This is a genomic window from Parafilimonas terrae (assembly GCF_900115755.1).
GTDB classification, from domain to species: Bacteria; Bacteroidota; Bacteroidia; order Chitinophagales; family Chitinophagaceae; genus Parafilimonas; species Parafilimonas terrae.
Genome location: NZ_FOXQ01000006.1, coordinates 260,751 through 279,976, shown reverse-complemented (window position 1 = coordinate 279,976; position 19,226 = coordinate 260,751). Strand labels below are relative to the sequence as shown.

At 40.2% G+C, this 19,226-nt stretch carries 15 protein-coding genes; 9 read left to right on the top strand and 6 right to left on the bottom strand.

The window, feature by feature from the left end:
* The first annotated feature begins 31 nt into the window (after positions 1-31).
* Together atpD and atpC are read left to right on the top strand one after the other, a co-directional pair.
* The gene (gene atpD, locus BM015_RS12110; RefSeq protein ID WP_090658691.1) at positions 32-1,534 is read left to right on the top strand and encodes a F0F1 ATP synthase subunit beta; all 1,503 of its coding nucleotides are present in this window, start codon (positions 32-34) and stop codon (positions 1,532-1,534) included.
* An 87-nt stretch (positions 1,535-1,621) separates the two neighbouring features.
* On the top strand, positions 1,622-1,870 hold the full coding sequence (gene atpC, locus BM015_RS12105) for an ATP synthase F1 subunit epsilon (RefSeq protein ID WP_090658690.1): 249 nt from the start codon (positions 1,622-1,624) through the stop codon (positions 1,868-1,870).
* A 384-nt stretch (positions 1,871-2,254) separates the two neighbouring features.
* Here the strand turns inward: atpC and rimM are convergent, their stop codons facing one another.
* The 3 genes from rimM to ffh form a co-directional block, all read right to left on the bottom strand.
* The gene (gene rimM / locus BM015_RS12100) at positions 2,255-2,779 is read right to left on the bottom strand and encodes a ribosome maturation factor RimM (RefSeq protein ID WP_090658688.1); all 525 of its coding nucleotides are present in this window, start codon (positions 2,777-2,779) and stop codon (positions 2,255-2,257) included.
* Positions 2,780-2,963: 184 nt separating this feature from the next.
* Positions 2,964-3,401 carry a 30S ribosomal protein S16 gene (gene rpsP / locus BM015_RS22020; protein ID WP_090658685.1) on the bottom strand — a complete coding sequence of 146 codons (438 nt, stop codon included), beginning with the start codon at positions 3,399-3,401 and terminating at the stop codon, positions 2,964-2,966.
* Positions 3,402-3,639: 238 nt separating this feature from the next.
* Positions 3,640-4,962, bottom strand: coding sequence for a signal recognition particle protein (gene ffh / locus BM015_RS12090; protein WP_090658683.1), 1,323 nt, complete (start codon positions 4,960-4,962; stop codon positions 3,640-3,642).
* 111 nt (positions 4,963-5,073) lie between these two features.
* Here ffh and BM015_RS12085 point away from each other — a divergent pair, with 111 nt between their 5' ends.
* Positions 5,074-5,484, top strand: coding sequence for a DUF4293 domain-containing protein (locus tag BM015_RS12085; protein WP_090658682.1), 411 nt, complete (start codon positions 5,074-5,076; stop codon positions 5,482-5,484).
* 142 nt (positions 5,485-5,626) lie between these two features.
* On the opposite strand, the gene queG is transcribed toward BM015_RS12085, so the two are convergent.
* Positions 5,627-6,562, bottom strand: a complete 936-nt coding sequence (gene queG / locus BM015_RS12080) for a tRNA epoxyqueuosine(34) reductase QueG (RefSeq protein ID WP_090658680.1) — start codon at positions 6,560-6,562, stop codon at positions 5,627-5,629.
* A gap of 138 nt (positions 6,563-6,700) precedes the next feature.
* On the opposite strand from queG, the gene BM015_RS12075 reads away from it, so the two are divergent.
* Both BM015_RS12075 and BM015_RS12070 read left to right on the top strand, forming a co-directional pair.
* The gene (locus tag BM015_RS12075; protein ID WP_090658676.1) at positions 6,701-8,713 is read left to right on the top strand and encodes a transglutaminase domain-containing protein; all 2,013 of its coding nucleotides are present in this window, start codon (positions 6,701-6,703) and stop codon (positions 8,711-8,713) included.
* Positions 8,714-8,718: 5 nt separating this feature from the next.
* A complete protein-coding gene (locus tag BM015_RS12070) occupies positions 8,719-10,629 on the top strand; it encodes a DUF3857 domain-containing protein (RefSeq protein ID WP_090658673.1) in 1,911 nt (636 codons plus the stop codon).
* A 161-nt stretch (positions 10,630-10,790) separates the two neighbouring features.
* Here BM015_RS12070 and BM015_RS12065 read toward each other — a convergent pair whose 3' ends face one another.
* Positions 10,791-11,597, bottom strand: coding sequence for a hypothetical protein (locus BM015_RS12065; RefSeq protein ID WP_143075841.1), 807 nt, complete (start codon positions 11,595-11,597; stop codon positions 10,791-10,793).
* Between the two features lie 210 nt (positions 11,598-11,807).
* Between BM015_RS12065 and clpB the strand changes: the two genes are divergently transcribed.
* From clpB to BM015_RS12050, 3 genes are all read left to right on the top strand, one after another.
* A complete protein-coding gene (gene clpB / locus BM015_RS12060) occupies positions 11,808-14,429 on the top strand; it encodes an ATP-dependent chaperone ClpB (RefSeq protein WP_090658669.1) in 2,622 nt (873 codons plus the stop codon).
* A gap of 99 nt (positions 14,430-14,528) precedes the next feature.
* A complete protein-coding gene (locus tag BM015_RS12055; protein WP_090658667.1) occupies positions 14,529-15,272 on the top strand; it encodes a PAS domain-containing protein in 744 nt (247 codons plus the stop codon).
* Positions 15,273-15,445: 173 nt separating this feature from the next.
* On the top strand, positions 15,446-16,663 hold the full coding sequence (locus BM015_RS12050) for a formylglycine-generating enzyme family protein (protein ID WP_245751383.1): 1,218 nt from the start codon (positions 15,446-15,448) through the stop codon (positions 16,661-16,663).
* Positions 16,664-16,738: 75 nt separating this feature from the next.
* Here the strand turns inward: BM015_RS12050 and tgt are convergent, their stop codons facing one another.
* Positions 16,739-17,875 carry a tRNA guanosine(34) transglycosylase Tgt gene (tgt, locus tag BM015_RS12045; protein WP_090658663.1) on the bottom strand — a complete coding sequence of 379 codons (1,137 nt, stop codon included), beginning with the start codon at positions 17,873-17,875 and terminating at the stop codon, positions 16,739-16,741.
* A 150-nt stretch (positions 17,876-18,025) separates the two neighbouring features.
* Here tgt and BM015_RS12040 point away from each other — a divergent pair, with 150 nt between their 5' ends.
* The gene (locus BM015_RS12040) at positions 18,026-19,135 is read left to right on the top strand and encodes a DUF6600 domain-containing protein (protein ID WP_090658660.1); all 1,110 of its coding nucleotides are present in this window, start codon (positions 18,026-18,028) and stop codon (positions 19,133-19,135) included.
* Positions 19,136-19,226 lie beyond the last annotated feature (91 nt).

The window sequence follows — 19,226 nt, the reverse complement described above, 5'->3', positions numbered from 1 at the left end:
TTTGCGCAAATTTTAAAAAAGCATATTTTTTATGGCCAACACAGGTAAGGTTAAACAAATTATCGGCGCGGTGGTTGACGTGCATTTTCCTGACGGTTCACTGCCGGAAATTTATAATGCCCTTGAATTAACACGTTCTAACGGCGACAAGTTAGTACTTGAAGTTCAGCAACATTTGGGCGAAGACAGTGTTCGTACCATTGCAATGGACGGCACAGAAGGCCTTGTTCGCGGAGCTGACGTTGTTGATACCGGCAAAGCAATCGCAATGCCAACAGGCGAAGCCATTAACGGACGCTTATTTAATGTAACCGGAGATGCAATTGATGGCTTACCTGCTGTTGACAAGAAAAATGGCCGCCCTATTCACGCATTGCCGCCGGCTTTTGAGAACCTTAGCACTGCTACAGAGGTTTTATTTACCGGTATTAAAGTTATCGACCTTATTGAGCCTTATGCAAAAGGTGGCAAAATTGGTTTGTTCGGTGGTGCCGGCGTGGGCAAAACGGTATTGATCCAGGAATTGATTAATAATATTGCAAAAGGCTATGGTGGCCTTTCTGTGTTTGCAGGCGTTGGTGAAAGAACCCGTGAAGGAAATGACCTGCTGCGTGAAATGATTGAAGCAGGTATTATGAAATACGGCGATTCTTTCAAACATAGCATGGAAGAAGGCGGATGGGATTTGAGCAAGGTGGACATGGAAGGCCTGAAAGAATCAAGGGCCACATTCGTATTCGGCCAGATGAATGAACCTCCCGGCGCCCGTGCACGTGTGGCTTTAAGTGGTTTAACAATTGCAGAATACTTCCGTGATGGCGATGGTACCGGAAAAGGTAAAGACATTCTTTTCTTCGTAGATAATATCTTCCGTTTCACACAGGCTGGTTCTGAGGTGTCAGCTTTGTTAGGCCGTATGCCTTCAGCCGTGGGTTACCAGCCAACGCTGGCAACTGAAATGGGCCTGATGCAGGAAAGAATTACTTCTACAAGAAACGGTTCAATAACCTCTGTACAGGCAGTTTATGTGCCTGCGGATGACTTGACTGACCCTGCACCGGCAACAACTTTTGCTCACCTGGATGCCACAACAGTATTAAGCCGTAAAATTGCTGACTTAGGTATTTACCCTGCGGTTGACCCGCTGGATTCTACTTCAAGAATTCTTACGCCGGCTATTGTTGGCGATAAACACTACGATACTGCCAACCGTGTAAAACTGATCTTACAGCGTTATAAAGAATTGCAGGATATTATCGCCATTCTTGGTATGGATGAGTTAAGCGAGGAAGATAAACTGGTGGTAAGCCGTGCACGCCGTGTACAGCGCTTCCTTTCCCAGCCTTTCCACGTAGCAGAAGCATTTACCGGTTTAAAAGGTGTGTTTGTAAGTATTGAAGACACTATTCGCGGTTTCAATATGATTATGGACGGCGAAGTGGATGAATATCCCGAAGCTGCTTTCAACCTGGTAGGCACTATTGAAGATGCTATTGAAAAAGGTAAGAAACTGATTGAACAGGCAAAAGGATAATTAGCAAATAAGCTAATGTGCTAATCCTGCTAATGAAAATCACAAGATTATTAGCAAATTATCACATCAGCACATCAGCACATCAAAATGACTTTAGAAATATTAACACCTGAAACAAAATTATACAGCGGAGAAGTACACGGCGTTCAATTGCCAGGTATTGAAGGGTCTTTTGAAATACTGGAAAAACATGCGCCGCTTGTAGCCGCACTTGGAAAAGGAAAAATAAAGGTTTTGAAAACCAAATCAGAGATTTTCAGCTATACAATTCAAAGCGGTTTTGCAGAAGTGCTGGATAACAAAACAACGGTTTTGGTAGAAGGCGCCGCAGAATAAAATTTTTTAACAAGAGAAAATAACGAAACCCTCCCTAAAAAAGAGGGTTTTGTTATTTTAGCAGTTCGGATAAATTAATTCAATTGGCTTTATCCGGTTTTTTTATTAAACAAGAGCTCAGGACAACATTTTTTCATAACAAAAATCATGAAGTCTATGAATCAAACACCAGTAAATATGCCCCAGACAAGCACAATTAAACCTGAAATTGTTGATGTACTAATTCAATTTTTTCTTAGCTGAGAAAGGTTGAATTTAATACGTACAACAATTGATTTTTGCCTTTAATTGCTAACGACGGTAATTTGCCTTAGGTTATTTGCTTTATTCCTGGTAAGAAATCGTTGAGGTAGGTTTTTTTGCGCCCTTACGATAAAGAAACACTCAATTATTGCCCAGGTAAACTTCTAATAAACCAGCAGGAAGACTAACATGCACTTCTTTCTTTTTCCTGTCTATATGAAGAAGGGTTGCTTCGTTTAAGGGAATAAGCACTTCTTTATTCTTTATGGTTAATTGTAATAATACTTGCAGCGGCTGTTCAATTACCGATTCAACGGAACCCAGTTTTTCATTGTCATTATATACGGTAAAACCAATAAGGTTTACCGGGGCTGTTTTACTTACCAGGCTATCAAAATTTGTTTTGGTGAGCCATACTTTTTTCTGGAGTAATGAGGCCGCAGCTTCTTTTGTGTTTATGCCCTCCAGTTTTATAATGGTTTCAGCATCGTTTTTTATAGTGCTTTTTTCATGGAAATAAGGCAGGTATTCACCCTTTATTTTTTCTATGAAGATGGCTGAAGTATTTTTAAAATCTGTTTTCCTGCCCAATACATGTTTTAATACAAACTCGCCCTGGAGGCCGTGTGTGGCAGCTAATTTACCTATGTGAATATATTCGCTCAAAATATAATGATGTAAAATTTAAAATTAACCGGTTGAGCATGCAACCCATAGCTGCCATGAAAATATGCAGTACAAGGGAGTGACACAACCGTGGTTTAACCCGGAGTTAATTTGCCGGCAAACAAAATAAAAAAATCCCGCTATTGCTAACGGGATTTTAAGAAAAATTTTTCCATGTGGCTGCTTACGCTTCTGTAGAGTCCGGAGCTTGTGCTTTTCTTGCAGCAGGTTGCGGACGGGCAGCAATCCTGGCTCTTTTATGCTCATCACTACGGCGCTTTACATGAACTTCGTGTTCTTCATGCCATTTCTGGAACTTCTGCATGGCTGCTGCCTCATCGAACAGGCCAAGTTTTACACCGCGTAATAAGTGTTTTAAATAGAGCACTCCTTTGAAGGATAAGATACGGCGAACAGTGTCTGTTGGCTCAGCACCTTTGTGCAACCATTCTAATGCTTTTTGACGGTCTAACTGGATTGTTGCAGGAACAGTTAGCGGATTGTAGGTCCCAATTTTCTGGATAAATTTTCCATCACGGGGTGCACGGGCATCGGCTATTACGATAAAGTAAAAAGGTCTCTTTTTACTTCCGTGCCTTTGAAGTCTGATTTTTACTGCCATTTTAAATAGAAATTTAAAGGCCTTTTTTCAAAAGGTTTAAATGAATAATTGAACTGCGAATGTAAGTGATAAATAATGATTTCAAAAACGCTGCATATAAAAATTAATTTTTTTTTATCAGCTGCAAACAAAGAGTATCCGGAACATGGAAATTAAGATATAGTGCAGAAGAAAAGAAGGCCCAAAAACAAGCTTTTAATTTTCTCTGTTTGCCCTGCTTTCCCTATTCAAAAAATATTTACCGGCGCATACCGGGCATGCGCATACCGCCCATTGGCATTTTGTTCATCATCTTCATCATCTGTTTCATTTGTTCAAACTGTTTCATAAAAGCATTCACATCTTCCATGGATTTGCCCGAACCTTTTGATAAACGGGTACGGCGGCTTTGATTAATAATATCAGGATTTGCTTTCTCATAAGGCGTCATGGAATTAATGATAGCTTCCACGCCTTTAAAAGCATCGTCGCTTATATCCACATCTTTTATGGCTTTACCCACGCCGGGTATCATGCCCATTAAATCCTTCAGGTTGCCCATCTTTTTTATCTGCTGCAGCTGGTCATAAAAATCCTGGAAATCGAACTGGTTCTTACGTATCTTTTTTTCCAGTTTCTTCGCCTGTTCTTCATCAAACTGTGCCTGCGCTTTTTCTACCAGTGAAGTAATATCACCCATGCCTAAAATACGCTGGGCCATACGATCGGGATAGAAAACATCAAGCGTGTCTAATTTCTCTCCACTGCTTACAAACTTAATGGGTTTATTTACCGTGTATTTAATAGACAAGGCAGCACCACCGCGTGTATCACCATCAAGCTTGGTTAAAACAACGCCCGAGAAATTAAGCCTGTCATTAAAGGCTTTGGCTGTATTCACCGCGTCCTGGCCTGTCATAGAATCAACCACAAATAATATTTCAGTTGGATTAACCGCAGTCTTTATATCAGCCACTTCGGTCATCATGGCTTCATCAATGGCGAGGCGGCCGGCTGTATCTATAATAACAACATTCTTATTCTTTGTTTTGGCTTCCTTAATAGCATTCTGCGCAATGGCAACAGCATCTTTTGTTTCAGGTTCACTGTAAACTTCTACATTAATCTGTTCGCCCAAAACCTTTAACTGGTCAATGGCTGCAGGGCGATAAATATCTGCCGCTACCAACAAAGGCGATTTTTTCTGTCCCTTTAAATAATTCGCCAGCTTGCCGCTGAAAGTGGTTTTACCGCTACCCTGCAAACCCGCAATTAAAACAACGGCCGGGTTGCCGGTAATGTCGAATGTAGCTTCGGTGCCGCCCATCAGGTCGGTAAGTTCATCCTGCACAATTTTTACCATTAACTGACCGGGGCTAATAGCGTTGATTACTTTTTCGCCGGTTGCCTTTTCTTTAACCCTGTCTGTAAATTCTTTGGCAATTTTATAGTTAACGTCGGCATCAATTAAAGCGCGGCGAATATCTTTGACCGTATTGGCAATATTCAGATCGTTTATTCTCGCTTCACCTTTTAAATTCTTAAAAGCGCTTTCCAGCCTTTCGGTAAGATTATTGAACATAGAGATTTTTTAAGGATTGCAAATATATAGCACGAAAAATAAGGATCATTATCATTTACTTTACGGCTTGTTACTTAGCTTTATTTTTAAATTGATTTTAAATATCAACGTATGATACAAAGAATACAAACTGTTTGGCTGCTGCTGGCTGCTGCTTGCACATTCTTAACCATGAAATTTCCATTTTATTATATCGGCCCCAATCCTGACCTCGCTTCAGACCAGTTTAACGCCACCACTAAAATTGTTTTATTAATCCTCACAGCCATTTTAGGCACGCTTAGTTTATTTACTGTTTTTATATTCAAACAACGCAAACTTCAAATTTGGTTAACCATACTTGCACTGATAATAAGCGTTGGTAATATTCTTCTTTACTTCAATTATAAAAAAGATTATGCCGGCGGAGGGCTTGCCTTAACTTCTGTTTTAGCTTTTATTATTCCCGTGTTTTTATTTTTTGCAATACAGGGCATTTACAGGGACCAGAAACTGGTAAGAAGTATGGACAGGCTGCGCTAAGCTTTGTGCTTTTATAAATATTTCAGAAGATTTTTCAGCCCACACACAAGATGTTACGACATTTCCAAATTGTCCGCTGATAGTAGGTTTTACAGGCAAATGTTCCCATACGCCTGCAAAAAATTAAAACGTCAAACAGGCTTTACAATTTTGTGGTTTGAATGAATTTAAGATTACGCTGCAAGCCTTTATACTTTGCACGTTTTAACGGGGAATATTTAAATGTTTTTCTGAAAGCTTCTTCACTCATACTTTCCCATTCTTTGGTTGAAAGATTAAGTATTTCCGGAATGGGCGTAAATGCTATTTCTTCTGTTGGTTTGCTAAAACGGTTCCAGGGGCAAACGTCCTGGCAAATATCGCAGCCAAACATCCAGTGCTCAAACTTGCCTTGCATCTCTGCAGGAATAATGGCATCTTTTAATTCGATAGTGAAATACGAAATGCAACGGCTGCCATCAATTACTTTATTTGCTTGTATAGCATTGGTGGGGCAGTGGTCAATGCACTTTCGGCAACTGCCGCAGTAATCTTTGGCAAAGGCATCATCAGCAATAAGATCAAGATCTGTTATAAGCGTTGCAATAAAAAAGAACGACCCCTGCTGTTTAGTTATAAGATTACCGTTTTTGCCAATCCATCCTGCGCCGCTTCTTACGGCCCAGCTTCGTTCAAGTACCGGTGCACTGTCAACAAAACCGCGGCCATTTATGTCGCCTATATTTTGCCGGATCAGTTCAAGCAGGCTGTTGAGTTTTTCCCGAATCATTTCATGATAATCTTTTCCATAAGCGTACTTGGAAATTTTTGGAATGTCTTGTTCCTGCTGCTTTGAGGGAAAATAATTCAACAATAAAGTGATAACGCTTTTGGCCCCTGGCACAAGTTTACGCGGGTCGGTACGGAGGTCAAAATAGTTTTCCATATAATGCATGTTGCCATGCATGCCTTGCTGCAGCCATTGTTCAAGGCGGCGGGCATCATCATCTAATTTCACAGCTTTTGCAATGCCGCAATAATGAAAGCCAAGCTGCTCTGCTGAATCCTTTATAAATTTTGTATGATGAATTTTATTCAATATGCAAAAATATTTGCAAAACCTGTATGTTTGCACTGTTTTAGAAAACACATTGCTTTGAAACCAGCTTCCCTCAAAAAGCCCGAGACCATGCAGGTTTTTTCTAAAATATAATTACTTCTTTTAAACTAACTATTTATGTACTTCAACCGTGCAACCACCCTGGCTTTATGCCTCGTGATGTCTATTGCAACCCTGGCTCAGAAGAGCAGGGAGCCTAAAGTAAAATTCGGCGATATTAAGCCCGAAGAATTTACAAAAGATTATTCTTCACTCGATTCCGCAGCAGAAGCCGTGTATCTGTACGAAGCGGGCTCTGTAAAACATGAAGGAAATAGCCATGGATGGTTTTCTGTGATCTACAAAGTTCACCGGCGTATTTTACTCACCAGCAAAAACAGCTTTGATGATTTAAGCACTGTGAAAATAAACCTGTATGAAAGCGGCACTGCAAAAGAAAAAATAGAAAACCTGCAGGCTGCCACTTATAACCTTGAAGATGGAAAAGTGGTGCAAACCAAGGTTGATAAGAATTCAATTTTTAAAGATAAAGACGGCGATTACGAAGTAGTAAAATTTACCTTTCCCAATATAAAGGAAGGTTCAATAATAGAATATACCTACACAACCAACAGTCCGTTTTACCAGCATATCCCCTCATGGGCTTTCCAGGGTGGCTACCCGGAATTATGGAGCGAATTTACCATTGAACAGCCGCAGTTTTTTGAATTTGTGGTTTTAAACCAGGGCTACCTCAATCCTGTGATAGATACTACATCCATAACAAAAGATAATTTCAATGTATTGATACCAAATTCCACCGGCGCATCAAGAACGGTAAATTTTTCAAGTGGCGTTGTAAAACATACCTGGGCTTTTAAAGATATTCCAGCATTGAAAGAAGAAAGCTTTGTTACCACGCTCGATAACCATGTGGAGCGGCTGGAATTCCAGTTTTCAGCAGAACGTTTTCCTAACCAGGAACCGAAAACCTACCTTCATAACTGGTACGAAACGGTTGACCAGTTAATGAAAGATGAAGATTTTGGCGCCGGTTTAAACAAAGAAAACGGATGGCTGAAAGACGATGTAAAAACTGCTGTAAATGGCGAAACGGACCCGGTAAATAAAGCAAAAAAGATTTATGAATATGTGAGGGATAATTATACCTGCACAGAAAATTCGGCAAGGTATTTATCACAGCCGCCTAAAAAAACAGCGCAGTCGAAAAAAGGAAATGTGGTTGACATCAATATGTTGCTGATCACTATGCTGAGAATGGCCGGTTATACTGCCGACCCGGTGTTATTGAGCACAAGGGGACACGGGAAAACGTATGATATGTATCCTATAATGAGCCGGTTTAATTACCTTATTGCCCGCCTTAACATTGATGACAAGCAATACCTGCTCGATGCTTCAGATCCCGTTTTAGGTTTTGGGCATTTAAGCGGCAGTTGTTATAACGGCAATGCAAGGGTAATAGCTTCCATGCCTTCTTTAATAAACCTGGAAGCGGATTCTTTAAAGGAGTCTGCCATTACTTCATTCTTTGTTACCAATGATGGTGATGGCAAATTAACCGGATCATATAAAACTGTTTTTGGCGCAGTAGGTTCCGAAAATATGCGTGAGAAGATGAAGAAAACCAATAAAGAAGAATATTTTAAGGACATTAAAAAAGCCTATCCTTTTGAAGTAAATCTTAGCAATACCGCTATTGATTCCCTTGATCAAAAAGAAATGCCGGTATCGGTTCAATACGACGTAAGCTTTCATGCTGATGAGGATATTATTTATTTCTCGCCGATGATGACAGCCGATGCCTATAAGCAAAACCCTTTTAAAGCAGCGCAACGTTTTTATCCCGTGGAAATTCCTTATTGCATTGATGAAGTATATATCCTGAATATGGAAATACCTGCGGGTTATAAAGTGGATGAATTGCCAAAGCCCGCACGTGTTTCTTTAAATGGCGGCGAAGGCATGTTTGAGTATTTGATACAGGCAGGCGGGAATGGTATTCAATTGCGCTGCCGCACCAAGCTAAATAAAGCAACGTTTGAACCTGAAGACTACGAAACCCTGCGCAGCTTTTTCGCTTTTATTGTAGAAAAGCAAAACGAACAAATTGTATTCAAGAAAATGTAAGAGACATGAAAACCTTTAAACTGCTTTTAATTATTTTTTGTACAACTATCGGTTTGGCAAAAGCGCAGTCGTTTAACATAATGCTCATTCCAGATTCGCTTACAAATAAAGCAAATGCTGTAAAGCGGTATGAAGAGCTGAAGATTTCAATAAAAGATATTGACCGCGCAGTTGTTTCCCGTAAATATGCAATAACCATTTTAAACGAAGCCGGCAGGCGGTATGCCACTTACAGTAATACTTACGACAAGCTGAAAGATTTAAGTGATATAGATGGCAATCTTTATGATGCCGCAGGCAAGCATTTAAAAAATGTAAAGAGAAAAGATATAGCGGATTATTCCGGCGATGATGAAGCCACACTTGCAACGGATGCACGTTTTAAAGTACATGATTTTTATTACTCCGCTTATCCTTATACTGTTGAATATGAAGACGAGCAGAGTTTTGACGGCATTTTTTTTCTGCCACGCTGGATTCCCCAACGCACTAATCGCTGTGCCGTGCAGCAAAGCAGGTTTATTGTGGAAACGCCGGTTAGTTATAAGCTGCGGTACAAACAGTTTAACTATGCCGGTAACCCGGTAATCGTGAATGACGGGAAAAAAATTACCTATACATGGGAAGTTAAAAACCTGCATGCTTTTGAGGATGAAGCTTTTTCACCGCAATGGGAAGAAATGACAACGTCGGTTTTTATTGCACCTGTAAACTTTAAAATTGAAAATTATACCGGCGAAATGGATAGCTGGAAAAACCTTGGAAAGTTCATTGCACAGCTAAATGCGGGCCGGGACGCATTGCCTGAAAATGTAAAGAAAGATGTGCATGCCCTTACCGATAATTTATCTACACCAAAAGAAAAGGCTTTTACACTTTACAACTACCTTCAAAAAAACACAAGGTATATAAGTGTGCAACTGGGTATTGGCGGCTGGCAACCTTATGATGCCAGTTATGTAGCCACAAAAAAATATGGCGATTGTAAAGCGCTTTCCAATTATATGAAGAGTCTTTTAAAGGAGGCTGGTTTAAATGGTTATTATGTACTGGTTAATTCTGATGATGACGATACGCACGGGCTTTGGGAAGATTTTCCTTCTCCTTACTTTAATCATGCGGTGCTGTGTATGCCGGATGGAAAAGATACATTATGGTTTGAATGCACCAGTCAAACGGCAACGCCTGGGTTCATGGGTTCATCTGTTGGCAATAGAAAAGCTTTAATGATTAAAGATGATGGCGGCCATGTAGTAAATACACCTTCCTACAAAGCTGAACAAAACCTGCAAACACGTGTTGTAACAGCTTCAATTGATGCGGAAGGAAATTTAGATGCAGCGCTTGTTACAAAATATACAGGCATTCAGCAGCAACTGCCACATGCGCTTATGTACCATACCACAAAAGAAGATCGCGAAAAATACCTGAATGATGAATTAAACCTGCCTACTTATAAGGTTGATAAAACAAACTATACAGAAAATAAAGGATTGATACCTGAAATAAATGAAGACCTGCATATAAGCGCTCAAAACTATGCTTCGGTTTCAGGAAAACGCTTATTTATTAAACCCAATTTGTTTAATAAAACCGGCAGTAAATTTAATGTTGATGATAAGCGTTTATTTGATATTGAATACACTTATTCATTTCATGATATTGATTCAATTGATATTAAAATACCCGATGGTTATACGACAGAAGCACTTCCAAAAAATCTTGATTTGAACAGCAAATTTGGTAACTATAATATAGAGTTTAAAGTTGCCAACAATAATATCAGTGTAGTGCGAAACTATACAAGGTTTGCCGGCCGTTTCCCTTCATCAGACTACGCCGAATTTGCCAAATTCATTAATGATATTTATAAAGCAGACCGCAGCCAGGTGGTGCTGGTAAAAAAAGAGAATTGATGGTGATGAGCCAACATCATTCTCTTAAGGCTGATTTTAAAATTGTAAATAATCAATGCTCAATATTCAATAGTTATTTTGCAGATGTTTACAATTGAACATTGGGTATTGTATTGTTGAATATTGAATATTTTATTGAAGCAACTATATTGGCAACCTGCTTAAAACCTGAACTGGTAACCAAGTGTAGCAATTCCTTCTAAATATCCTATTCCATGTGTGGCGCGGTTGCCCTTGGCTGTAGTTGTATTGGCAAGTGCATCTATATAGCGCACATAACCTGTTTTGCCGGTTGCTTCAAGAAAGAAATTCCGGAACATATAAAATCTTAAGCCGCCTTCAACACTAATATTATAACCTGCAATGTGAAAATCATTATTTAGTTTATCGCCGTGGTAAGTAAAATCTGTTCTTGGAATGTTGATGCCCGCTCCGGCTTTATAGATAAGTGTAAGTAAATCCCTTGTTTTGGCCCTGTTTTCAATCAGTGGTTTTTGTTCAAAGTAATTTATATGCAGCCAGTTGGCGCCATCGGTATGTTCAAAATGCAGGAAAGTTTCAGGGTTTAATATGCTGTCTCCATCAACATGCTGCCCGGCAATGGTACCGGTAACGTGCACTTTTTGTCCATCTGTTACCACATATTTTGCATGGTCAAAATTGAGCTCAATACCTTTTGTAAGGCTGTGATTTAAATAGAAGCCAATACGATAATTGTATTGAGGTATTGAAATTTCACCTGGCTTCTTATAAATATCATCATAATCACCTTTATCATGCGCCCTTACATGATGCAGCACGAAGTTGTCGCCATTGCTCATTTTAAAATGAATATTGCTGCGTGTGTATGTTTCAGCATTATAGCCCCATTGCAGGTACATGCCATAAATAATATGACGTTTTGGTGTTTGGGCTTTTGCGCAGATAGAAGTGAAACCTGCGGCCAAACAAATAAGTAGTCGCTTCATCCCCGTATTGTATTATCCTCTTTATTAAGGTCTCGCAAAAGTAAGCGGAAATGTTTTCAGTAAAAATTAAAATAAACTGTAATTTCTTCATAAAATCAGCAAGTTAAGTGACATTTTTTCATAAAGAAACCGGTGTAACTTTTCTGAATGATTTTTGATAATAATTCCCGGAATTATACACTCACTTCAAAAAAGGAAAAAAATTAATATATGAACTTAGGAAACTTCACTATAAAAGCAGCCGAAGCGTTTCAGCAGTCGCAGCAGCTTGCTTTTAATAATGCCAATCCCAATATAGAAACAGAACATATTTTAAAAGCCCTGCTGGAGCAGCAGGATTCTCCTGTTGACTACCTGCTCAAGAAAAATAACGTTACTGTTAACGTGCTTGAAACCAAGCTGGATGAAGCGCTTAAGAAACTCCCGAAACAACAGGGCGGCGAAGCAGCGCAATCCATCAGCCGCGATGCTAATAACGTAGTATTACGCGCCGGCGCCGGCCTTAAACAGTTTAACGATGACTTTATCACGCCTGAACACTTACTGCTGGCTATTGTTCAGGGCAACGATACTTCAGCCAAAATATTAAAGGATGCAGGCCTTACTGAAAAAGGTTTGATTGCAGCTATTAAAGAATTGCGCAAGGGCGAAACCGTAACTTCTCAAACACAGTCACAGGAGTTTAATGCATTGAATAAATATGCAAAAAACCTGAATGAAATGGCAAGGCAGGGCAAACTTGATCCTGTAATTGGCCGCGATGAAGAGATACGCAGAACTTTACATATCCTTTCACGCAGAACAAAAAATAATCCCATTCTTGTTGGTGAGCCCGGCGTTGGTAAAACGGCCATTGCAGAAGGGATTGCTCACCGCATTGTAAACGGCGATGTGCCTGAAAACCTTAAATCAAAAATCATATATGCTTTGGATATGGGCCAGCTTATTGCCGGCGCAAAATATAAGGGTGAATTTGAAGAAAGGCTGAAAGGCGTAGTAAAAGAGGTAAGCAACAGCGATGGAGAGATCATTCTCTTTATAGATGAAATTCATACGCTCGTTGGCGCAGGCGGTGGTGAAGGCGCTATGGATGCAGCTAATATTTTAAAACCTGCTTTAGCCCGTGGCGAGCTGCGTGCAATTGGTGCAACTACTTTAACTGAATACCAAAAATTCTTTGAAAAAGATAAGGCGCTGGAACGCCGTTTCCAGAAAGTATTGATTGACGAACCGAGCGTTGAAGATGCTATTTCAATTTTGCGTGGTTTAAAAGACCGCTACGAAACGCACCATCATGTGCGCATAAAGGATGAAGCGGTTGTTGCAGCCGTTGAATTATCGCATCGTTATATCACCGACAGGTTTTTGCCTGATAAAGCCATTGACCTGATTGATGAAAGCGCTGCCAAGCTTCGCCTTGAAATGAATTCAATGCCCGAAGAATTAGATAACCTCGAAAGGCAGATACGCCAGTTGGAAATTGAACGCGAAGCCATCAAGCGGGAGAATGATGAAGACAAGCTGAAGATGCTGAATATTGAAATAAGCAATATGAGCGTTGAACGTGATACCCTGAAAGCAAAATGGAAACAGGAAAAAGAACTGGTTGAAAAAATTCAGAATGCAAAGGCTTCCATCGAACAATTAAAACTCGAAGCAGAACAGGCAGAACGCAATGGCGATTATGGAAAGGTTGCTGAGATACGTTACGGTAAAGTAAAGGAACAGGAAAAGATCATTCACGATTTTACCGTTCAGTTAGATGAATTGAGCAAGCATGGCCGCCGCCTGATGAAAGAAGAAGTGGACGCTGAAGACATTGCAGAAAGCGTGGCCAAATCAACGGGCATCCCGGTAACAAGAATGATGCAGAGTGAACGCGAAAAATTATTACAGCTTGAAGACCATTTACATGAAAGGGTAGTGGGGCAGGAAGAAGCCATTACGGCTGTGGCAGATGCTATTCGCAGAAGCCGTGCAGGTTTGCAGGACCCTAAAAAACCTATTGGTTCTTTTATATTCCTCGGTACAACCGGCGTTGGTAAAACAGAGCTCGCAAAGGCGCTTGCAGAATATTTATTTGATGATGAAAGCATGATGACGCGTATTGATATGAGTGAATACCAGGAAAAGCATACAGTGTCCCGTTTGGTGGGTGCGCCTCCGGGTTATGTGGGATATGATGAAGGCGGCCAGCTAACTGAAGCCGTTCGCCGCAAACCTTACAGCGTTGTATTGTTAGATGAAATTGAAAAGGCACATCCTGATGTTTGGAATGTTATGCTGCAGGTTTTGGATGATGGAAGGCTCACCGATAACAAAGGCCGGGTTGTAAATTTCAAGAATACGATCATTATCATGACAAGCAATATTGGGAGTACTTTGATACAGGATGCTTTTCAGAATGTAAGCGAAAAGAACCTGAAGGAAGTGGTTGATAAAACAAAGCTGGAAGTAATGAATTTATTGCGTCAAACCATCCGTCCTGAATTTTTAAACAGGGTTGATGAGATCATTATGTTCCAGCCGCTGATGCGCAAAGAAATAAAGAACATTGTAAAAATACAGTTGAATGATTTGAAGAAGATCCTTCAGCAAAATTATATTGAACTTGAATTCACAGATTATTTAATTGATTATTTATCTGAAGCCGGTTACGATCCGCAGTTTGGTGCAAGGCCGTTGAAGCGTTTAATTCAAAAAGAGATTGTAAACCAGCTAAGTAAAAAGATACTCGCAGGCGATATAGACAGGTCGAACCCTGTTTTGGTTGATGTGTTTGATGGTGTAGTTGTATTTAGGAATGAGGTGTTAGAAAAGGTGAAGCAATAATCACTGTTGAGTTTCCCTTACAAATCCCCCGTTTGCCGGGGGATTTTTTTATTTCGGCCACAATAATACATTTGCTTATTAACCACAAAAATTTCAGTCTTGGATACATCAGGTTTTTTTGAAACTTTCTTTAGCAATGCCCGGTATAACGGCATTGTTATAATGAATAAACAAGGCATTATTTTAAACATAAATGAAGCCTTCCACGCCCGTTTCGGTTATACGCCTGAAGATTTAACGGGTAAAAATTTTAAAATATTATTTACCGAAAAAGATCAGCTTGCTTTAAAACCGGAAACAGAACTGCAAACGGTTTTGGCACAGGGTTCTGCCAACGATGAGAATTACCTGGTACATAAGAATGGTAACAAGGTTTGGGTTACAGGCGAATCTGTTTACATAGAAAATAAAGATGGCGATTCATTCCTGGTTAAAGTGGTGCATAATATTCATGCGCAAAAACAATTGGAAAGATTCCTCATAGAATCGCATGAATTTATTGATACTATTTTTGATTCAGTAGAAGAATCAGCCCTTATTATACTCGATAGCAGGCTGCGTGTTATTAAAACCAATAAAACGTTTCTCCGGCTGTTTGAATTAGGGGAAGCGCCTGCAGAGAACAGCCGTTTGTCTGATATTGATAATCCTTTTTGGCAACGGCCTGATGTAAAACAGGAAGCGCTTAATTTTCTTACACGACATAACATAAACGAGACTAAAATATTCGAACTGCAAACACATTCTGGTGATACAAAAAAAATTAGTTTTTTCGCCAAGCTCATTGAAGGTGTTCCGGGTATAGACAGAAAACTATTGGTTATGATAAAAGAAATAAAGTAACCTACTTGTACAACAGCATAATCACTTCAACTCTTGCATGATACATGGTTGAAAGCCTTTTAATCCATCCCGAAATTTTAATAATTGCAGGCATATAGTATTGTTCCTACTTTTATGAATGTATAGATTTGCATTTTCAGTAAACAAACCACCGGCATTTAAAAATTATTTATATGCAACGCATAAAGTTATTTGCAGCAACAAATCTTTTAATGCTGGCATTTTTTTCCTGCAACAACAATAAAACGCCTGATGAGCACATTGATTCAACTGCCGAAAGTGCAGTTGCACAGGCAAAAATTGACGGTGCTGTTTCGTGCAGCGTGCTTGGCTTCACCATAGCTGATAGTGTAACTTATATGAAACAGGGCGGAAAAGAATTTAAACCAACTGTTGTTAACGATTATAAACCTTCACACACTATAAAAGATATGGTTTGGGTGCCCGGCGGTGAATTCAGCATGGGCAATGTTAACCCCACCAATATGGAAGATGGCGGCCATGAATTGATGAATGATACAAGGCCCATTCACCGTGTGTATGTGAATGGTTTTTTCATGGATAAAACAGAAGTTACCAATGCGGAGTTTGCTGCTTTTGTAAAAGCTACAGGTTATGTAACAGTAGCTGAACGTAAACCAACCAGGGAAGAATTTCCAGGTGTGCCTGAAGAAGACCTGGTGGCTGGTTCTGCTGTGTTTACGCCATCCGCCACAACAAATCTTTCCAACTATTTACAGTGGTGGAATTATGTGCGTGGCGCTGACTGGCAGCACCCGCTTGGGCCGGGAAGCACTATTGAAGGCAAAGATAATTATCCTGTTGTACAGGTATCATGGGAAGATGCCGAAGCTTATGCAAAATGGGCCGGCAAAAGATTACCCACAGAAGCGGAATGGGAGTTTGCAGCAAGAGGTGGCAAAACAGGAGAGATGTACACCTGGGGCAACCAGCTAAAACCTGATGGCAAATGGATGACCAATATTTATGAAGGAAAATTTCCATCCACCGACCAGGCATTGGATGGTTATGCAGGCATTGCACCCGTAGCAAAATACCCGGCAAACGGGTATGATATTTACGATATGGCTGGTAATGTTTGGGAATGGTGCAGTGATTGGTACAGGCCCGATTATTACAAAACGCTTGCAGAAAAAGGCGCTGTTTCCAAAAATCCGAAAGGGCCGTCTGAACCTTATGATCCTGATGAACCCGGTGCAAAAAAGAAAGTGCAGCGTGGCGGCTCATTCCTTTGCACCGATCAATATTGCACCCGTTATATGGTGGGAACAAGGGGCAAAGGCGAATACAGGTCTGCTTCCAACCACGTTGGTTTCCGCTGCGTGAAAGATGCTTCATCCGGTGACCTTGCCGCCTTATCAAATAAGTAGAATCGGGCAAACGACTTTAAGTATGCTTTAAGTTGTTTACTGTTGGGGGCCGGCTTTTTCAGGACGAAACAGGCATTATAATCTTTGCTTAAGTTGTTCAGTCATGGCATTTTTCCATGAAGTAAATGTGCCTTTTATTATTTCCTTTCTCGCTTCACTCACCAGCCATAAATAAAAACAAAGATTTTGCAGGCTGGCAATCGTTAAGCCCAGTAATTCCCCGGCCACAAATAAATGCCGTAAATAAGCCTTGGTGTAATAATGGCTTATTTCGTTTGGCAAGCCTTCATCAATGGGCGTAAAATCATCAGCCCATTTTTTATTTTTTATATTGATGACACCATTCGTTGTAAACAGCATGCCGTTACGGCCATTGCGTGTGGGCATAACACAATCAAACATATCCACGCCAAGGCTTATGCACTCCAATATATTCCAGGGTGTGCCAACGCCCATTAAATAACGGGGTTTATCTGCAGGCAAATGCTCGCAGCAAAGCGCCGTTATTTCATACATTACCGCTTCAGGTTCGCCCACGCTAAGGCCGCCGATAGCATTGCCCGGCGCCTGTTTTGAAGCAACATATTCGCAGGACATTTTCCGCAGGTCATGAAACTGGTTGCCTTGCACAATAGGAAACAGGTTTTGTTCATAACCATATAATGGTTCTGTTGAGTTAAGATGGTTAATGCACCTGTCAAGCCATCGTTGCGTGAGCATTAAACTGTTTTTAGCATAATTGTATTCGCTTTGGCCGGGCGGGCATTCGTCAAATGCCATGATAATATCAGCGCCTATATTTCGCTGTATATCCATTACTTTTTCCGGCGAAAATAAATGCCGGCTGCCATCAATATGGCTTTGAAATAAAACGCCTTCTTCTTTTATTTTCCTGCTTTGCGCCAGCGAAAAAACCTGGTAGCCGCCGCTATCGGTAAGTATAGGTTTATCCCAATGCATAAACCCGTGCAGGCCGCCTGCTTTATTAAGTATTTCTATCCCCGGCCTGAGATATAAATGATAAGTATTGCCCAATATTATTTGTGCTTTTACTTCCTGGTAAAGTTGCTGCTGCGTAACGGCTTTTACGCTCCCGGCAGTGCCAACAGGCATAAAGATGGGCGTTGAAATTTCGCCATGCGCCGTAGTAATTTTCCCTGCCCTTGCTTTGGAATCTGCATCGGTATGTTCCAGGCTGAAACTGAGTGCCATAGCTGCAAATGTATAATAATGAAGTTGTTAATTCCACGAGGTTAATTCATGTTTTTGCACTCTTATCTTTTAACAAATAACCTGTAATCTTTTGGCCCGGTTTTATTTCTTATTAATATAAAAATGATTTAATGAAATAAATTAACTTATATGAAAAAATTATTTAAAATATACCTGCTTGCAGTTTTGGTTGGTGCAGCATCGGTGCACGCTAATGAAGCACAATCGCAGGCTGCCAATGTGAGTTTTTCTGTCTTTTATAACTCACTTAAACCTTACGGCCGGTGGATGAATAATTCCACTTACGGACAGGTTTGGATAAGCAATGACAGGAATTTTGTTCCTTACTCCACCGGAGGCCATTGGGCTTATACAGATTATGGCTGGACCTGGGTTTCAGATTACGACTGGGGCTGGGCGCCATTCCATTATGGAAGATGGAATTATAACACTAATTATGGCTGGTATTGGGTGCCTGGCTATGAATGGGCGCCTGCATGGGTGGCCTGGAGAGGCGGCGGTGATTATTATGGATGGGCGCCTTTGTCGCCGGGATTAAGTGTAACTGTTAATTTCAATACCATACCTGCAAACTGGTGGGTATTTGCACCGCACAGGTATATAACAAGCCGGGCTATTAGCCGCTATTATGTGCCGCGTAACCGTAACGTAACTATTATTAAAAACACTACGGTGGTAAATAATGTTACTGTAAAAAATAACGTGCATTATGTGGCAGGCCCGAGAAGGCAGGATGTTGAAAGGGTGAATCGAACGAAGGTTAAAACTTATACCGTTTCCAATTCTTCAAAACCTGGCAAAACAGTTGTTAATAATAATACAGTGAATGTTTACAGGCCGGCAATTAATAATAGCAAAACTGTTGTGGTGAATAAAAACAGTAATAACAAAACAACGGTGAATAAAAATAAAAATGCTGTTACAGTAAATAAAAGAACCGATAAAGTAACGGTTAATAAGCAAACTGCTGCAAAAGCAAACAGTGAAACAACCATTAATAAAAACAACAAGAAAGCAGCAGTTAAAAAACAGCCGGTAAATAAAACAAATAAAAAAGAAGCAGTAAAGAAACCGCAATCGCTAAACAAAAAGCCTGCAAATAGTCAGCTTAAAAACCAGGTGGTGAAAAAAAATCAGCAAAAAGCAAAACCTGCTGTAAAACCACAGCAAAAACAAAAAAATAACGACGTGGCTAAAAGAAAACCACAGCGTAATGACAATAACGATAAAAAAAGGTGAGTGATAATGTGATGGATAAAGAGCCGGCTTCATTTTTTAGCCGGCTTTTTGTTATGTGTTTGTTGCTATATTTCATATTTAAACATACAGG